This is a genomic window from Dietzia sp. DQ11-38-2 (assembly GCF_014145055.1).
Taxonomy (GTDB): domain Bacteria; phylum Actinomycetota; class Actinomycetes; order Mycobacteriales; family Mycobacteriaceae; genus Dietzia.
On sequence record NZ_JAALDW010000293.1, the window covers coordinates 1 to 5,292 of the forward strand.

The window sequence follows — 5,292 nt, forward strand, 5'->3', positions numbered from 1 at the left end:
GTCGGGGTGGCCGTTGTACCAGCTCACCACCTGCGTCGCGGACATGCTCCCGGGGAGTCCGGTCCCCGGGATGTCGAGGGGGCGGTCGGTACTGGCCCCGGTCGCGTACACCACGGCGTCGTGGTGCGCGGCGAGGTCGCCGACGCCGAGGTCCCGGCCGATCTCCACGCCCAGGCGGTAGGTGAACCCGGACTGGTTCTCGATGAGGGTGAAAAGATCGGTGACCGACCGGGTCCGGGCGTGGTCGGGGGCCACGCCGTGGCGGGCCAGTCCGTGGGGCACCGGCAGGCGGTCGAACACGGTCACCTCGACGCCCGATTGCCTGAGTAGTTCATCCGCGGTGTAGAGAGCGGCCGGTCCGGCTCCGACGATCGCCACCCGGAGCGGGTGCCCGGCACGTCCCCGGTCGCGCTCCAGACGGCGGATCGGGGGGACCGGTGCCTGCGGCGGATACGGTCGTGAGGGTGTGCTCAACACGGCGTTGAGGTCGAGGAAGACCTGCTCAGCCGGCGTGAGACGGTCGTCGGGGACGATCGCGCCGACCGGACAGGCGCCGACGCACGCCCCGCAGTCCACGCAGACGTCCGGGTCGATGTACAGCATCTCCGCGGTGGCGAAGTCCGGTTCGTCCGGAGTCGGGTGGATGCAGTTGACCGGGCAGGCGTGCACGCAGGACGCGTCGGCGCAGCAGGCCTGGGTGACGACGTGGGGCATCAGGCGTGGGTGGCGTACGTGACGGGGGGTTCGCTGCGGTAGCGGGAGGCGCGGCCGTCGATCTTCAGGGCCCGCCAGACCCGCCGCGCGAGGGGGTTCATCAGACCGGACTGCTCGGCGAGCATGCGGACGTCGGAGAAGAGGTCAGACAGGAACTCACGGGACTTCGGACTGTTCCAGTAGAGCTCGTCGATGACCTCGCGGGGGACGCCGAACTCCTCGCGGAACTCCTTGGTCGGCTTGAGGATGGCGTCGCACAGCACCCGCATGATCACGGGGAACGCCAGGGAGATCGCGAAGGCCTGGCCGCGCGTCAACCGGGGCGCGTAGCGGGCGACGTAGGTGTGGGCGAAGGAGATGTGCCGGGCCTCCTCCGCCACGTGGATCTCCATGATCCGGCTCAGCACGGGCGGGAGTTCGTCCGCGCCACGCAGGATCTGCTTCTGGGTGTGGTCGATGGGCTCCTCGCCGGCGAGGACGCCGATGAAGAAGCCCACGGGGGTGAGGGAGGCGAACCAGGGGATGACCGGCGAGACCCTGCGCAGCCAGCGGGGAAGGCCGGGGACGTCGGCGCCGATGATGTTCACGCCCTGCTGGAACATCTGGGTGTGGTGACACTCCTCGGTCGCCTCGTGGGTGAGGTACCGGAACTCTGCCGATCCGTTGTCAAGGGTGGCGATGTACTGCATGATCCCGCGGATCAGGAGGTTCTCGAACTGCAGGCCGACCTTCATGATGTTGGCCTGGCGCCACATGCCGATCTCGATCCGCGTCTCCACGGGTAGGGACTGGTACCAGGGGTGGGCACCCAGGGGGTCGACCGCCGCGGGGAGGATCCAGCGCTCGTCGGAGCGGTCCACCCGGAAGTCGGGATGGTCCCAGGGGACGTCGACGAACGCGTCGAAGTGGCGTCGCACCGACGCCTCGGACAGGCGGAGCAGAGTGGCGTCGTACTCCTCGCGCGAACTGGTCGGGGTCGGGGCCGACGGCTGCGTCCGGATCGAGGGGGCTGGGGTGGGGGTGGGTGCGGGCATGACGATCCCTTTCGTCTTCCGACCACTCGGGCCGGAGAGAGCCTCGGCGTACAGAGGAGGAAGTACAGAGTGACATTTGAGGTCTCTTTGTAACTGAGGCTAGGCAGCAGTGCCCCTCGTGTCAACGCCCGCACGCCACCGTCCTGCTCAGAGCCCTCCCCGGCCCTCTCGCGCCCTGATTCGCTCAGGACCCGTCGGTAGGCCCCCTTCGCCCGCGGAGTTGCGGGCCCAGGTGCCTGCGGGCGAAGTCGCGCGCCACGTCGGGGTCGTCCAGATCGATCGTGGTGGACGGGGTGAGGACGAACGAGATCACCAGTCGGACGGCCACCTCGGCCGCCACCAGGAGTTCCTCGTGGGACCGCGAGTCGTCGAGACTGGAGGCCATCTCCGAGGCGAGGAACTCGGCACTGTTACTGACCAGGGGCTCGCCCCGCACCGTCAGGTAGGGGACGGCGACCTCGGGCTCGCTCTCCAGGAGTCGGTTGAGCAGGCCGTGGGCGCGCAGGGTCTCGACCGTGTAGAGGAACCCCTCGGTCAGCTTGGACTCCACGTCGTCGTAGCGGTCGATCTCCTGCTTCAGCCCGGCCAGGATGCGGCCGGTCTCGCGCAGCAGGACGGCGTTGATCAGTTCCTGCTTGTTGGCGAACCGGCGGTAGAGGGTCATCCGGGACAGGCCCGACCGCTGCGTGATGTCCCCCATCGTGGACCGGGTCACGCCGAAGGTCTCGAACTGTCGGACGGCTGCGTCGAGGAGCTTCTCGCCGATGTCGTCCGTCGTGCTGCTCGGCCCGTGGCGGTCCAGAGCTGCGCGGATGAAGGTCGCGGCGGTGAACGGGAGATTCGGGGGCATCGCTCGATTGTCCCCCAGACCCGGCGCTCGCGCGGAGGTGTGGCGTGACCGGTGGGGTCGGAACCGGATCGTGATGTCAGTCGCGGAGCGCCCGGCGGATGGCGTCGTCGATGCCTGTCCGCTCCCACCCGGCGGGAAACAGATCCGCGGTCTGGTCGGCGGTCACCATATCGTGGCGGAGGCTCTCGACCAACGCGCCGACGGTCGCGGGATCCGAGTCGACGACGGGGGACAGCCCCGCGGCGACCAGATCCCATGGCACCCCGAACACCGGGATGCGGAGGGTGGGCAGGCCCGCGACCCGCGAGAACCTGCGCAGCAGCGCGGGGTAGGTGAGGACCTCGCCGCATCCGAGGTCCCCGTGGCCGGAACGCGGAACCCCCTCCAGCGCGTGACACAGGGCCTCGAGGACGTCGCGCTCGGCGATCGGCTCGACCCGGCTGCCGCGCATCCACCGGGGCACTGGTTGGACCGGCAACCGATCGCACAGTGTGCGCAGCATTTCGAAGCTCACCGAGCCGGCACCGAGGACGATGCCGGCCCGGAGGGTGAACACCGGCGTGGGTCCGTCCGAGAGCAGCTGTTCGACCTCGAGCCGGGAGGACATGTGCCGGGACAGCGTGTCGCCCGGGCCGGCTGACGGTGCGAGCCCGGAGACGTAGACGCAGCGACCGACGCCGGCCGCGGCCATCGACTCGCGCATCGCGGTGGCGCCCGCCGCGTCCTCGGACCGGAAACCCGGCCCGTGCCCCATACGGTGGACCAGGTAGACGACCGAGTCCACGCCGTCCAGGGCGGCGGGCAGGCAGTCCGGGTCGAGGACGTCGCAGTGGACCGTCTCCTCGCGGCCGCCCCGGTCGTGGGACGTCCGCTCGTGGGGCCCCGCCCGCCGGGGATCGGTGACACCGGCCCGGACGTGGTGCCCCCGGGCCAGCAGTTCGGGTACCAGGCGCGATCCCAGGTACCCACCCGATCCCACGACGAGCACGGTCATCCCGCGTCGAGATCCTGTTCGATGAGGGCGGCGATCTCGGCCACCGCGGCGGCGTCGTCCCCGCTCACCGTGACCTCGGCCCCCTTCTCGGCTCCGAGCGCCATGATGAGCATCGCCGAGGCGGCGTCGGCCTCCTCACCGTCGAACGCGATCTCGATGTCCGTGTCGTACTTCTCGGCGGCCTCGGCGATGATCCCCGCGGGGCGGGCGTGCAGCCCCTCGGCGGATCCCACGATGACGGTGGTGGTGGGCATGGTGTCTCCTCGTGACTGGTGGAGTGGCGGGTCGGCGGACCGACCCGCCGGAGAGCGGTCGGGTGGGGATCAGGCGGCGACGGCGACGGGCGCCGGTGCCGCGACAGGAGCGGGATCTCGACGGGCGCTCTTGGCCAGGACCACGGCTGTGGTCGAGACCAGCATGCCCGCGAGGATGGCCACCAGGTAACCCCAGACCGGGTTGATGGCGAACACCACGAACAGACCGCCGTGCGGTGCGTACGACTCCACCGAGAATGCCATGATCAGCGCTCCGGTGACGGCACCGCCGGCCATCATCGAGGGGATCACGCGGATCGGGTCGGCGGCGGCGAACGGGATGGCACCCTCGGTGATGAAGCTGGCACCCAGCAGGAACGCGGCCCGGCCGTTCTCCTGCTCGACCTCGGTGAACAGGCGCTTGCGGACGACCGTCGCCAGGCCCATGGCCAGCGGCGGCACCATGCCGGCGGCCATGACCGCGGCCATGATGCGCAGCGAGGCCGGGTTGTCGGCGACCAGTCCGGCGGTGGCGAAGGTGTAGGCGGCCTTGTTGACCGGTCCGCCGAGGTCGAAGCACATCATGAGGCCCAGGATGACGCCGAGCAGGATCACCGAGGTCCCGCTCATCCCGCCCAGCCACGACTCCATGGCGGAGGTCAACGAGGCCAGCGGACGGCCGAGCAGCAGGAACATCAGCAGGCCGATCGCGAGCGATCCGAGCAGCGGGATCAGCACCACCGGCATGAGGCCGGACAGCCAGCGCGGGGTCTTCCACGTGGTCATCCACCGCACCAGGTAGCCGGCGAGGATGCCCGTGACGAGCGCACCGATGAACCCGGCGCCGAGGGTGGCCGAGAGCGCACCGCCCACGAAGCCCGGCGCGATGCCCGGGCGGTCGGCGAGCCCGTAGGCGATGTACCCGGACAGGACCGCGATCATGAAGCCCATCGCGGCCTGGCCTATCGCGAAGAGCACGGCGCCGATGTACAACCTCAGCCCGGCGTGGGTGAGCATCTCGGCCCCGGCGGTCCCGGCGGACACGATCTCACCGTCGAGGTACCAGACCTGGCCGGGCAGGTCGGCCAGCGTGAACCCGGTGGCCACCTCCTGCCAGACAAAGGCCACGTCGTATCCGGCGAACAGGAACCCCAGCGCCAGCAGGAGACCGCCCGCAGCGACGAACGGGATCATGTACGACACACCGGTCATCACCGCGCGCTGCAGGCCACGGGCCCAGTGTTCGTCCGACCCGGACCCGCCGGAGCTCGAGTCCCCACCCGATCCGGACGAGGCCGGGACGCGCTTGGCGTCGGGGTCGCCCGCGGCGGCGAGCGCCTCGTCGAGCACCCGCGCGGGGGAGTCGATCGCCTTCTTCACCCCGTACTCGACGACGGGCTTGCCCGCGAACCGGCCGCGGTCGCGCACGCCGACGTCGGTGGCGAA

General features: G+C 70.4%; 6 protein-coding genes. All 6 read right to left on the bottom strand.

Translation table 11 applies throughout. The features are described 5' to 3' along the window. Positions 1 to 714 (bottom strand): 4Fe-4S binding protein (locus G6026_RS10500; RefSeq protein ID WP_182613147.1); only part of this gene is annotated, 714 nt, incomplete at its 3' end. Beyond that, positions 714 to 1,748, bottom strand: a complete 1,035-nt coding sequence (locus G6026_RS10505) for a diiron oxygenase (protein ID WP_107757723.1) — start codon at positions 1,746 to 1,748, stop codon at positions 714 to 716. The genes G6026_RS10500 and G6026_RS10505, both read right to left, overlap by 1 nt. A 184-nt stretch (positions 1,749 to 1,932) precedes the next feature. Then, entirely contained in the window at positions 1,933 to 2,598 is a 666-nt protein-coding gene (locus G6026_RS10510) for a TetR/AcrR family transcriptional regulator (RefSeq protein ID WP_228549438.1), read from the bottom strand. 76 nt (positions 2,599 to 2,674) lie between these two features. After that, positions 2,675 to 3,592, bottom strand: a complete 918-nt coding sequence (locus G6026_RS10515; RefSeq protein ID WP_182613148.1) for an NAD(P)H-binding protein — start codon at positions 3,590 to 3,592, stop codon at positions 2,675 to 2,677. Beyond that, positions 3,589 to 3,846, bottom strand: coding sequence for an HPr family phosphocarrier protein (locus tag G6026_RS10520; RefSeq protein WP_107757720.1), 258 nt, complete (start codon positions 3,844 to 3,846; stop codon positions 3,589 to 3,591). The genes G6026_RS10515 and G6026_RS10520 overlap by 4 nt, the downstream gene beginning before the upstream one ends. A gap of 69 nt (positions 3,847 to 3,915) precedes the next feature. Next, positions 3,916 to 5,292, bottom strand: a 1,377-nt coding sequence (locus tag G6026_RS10525; protein ID WP_182613149.1) for a fructose-specific PTS transporter subunit EIIC, incomplete at its 5' end; no start/stop codon positions are given.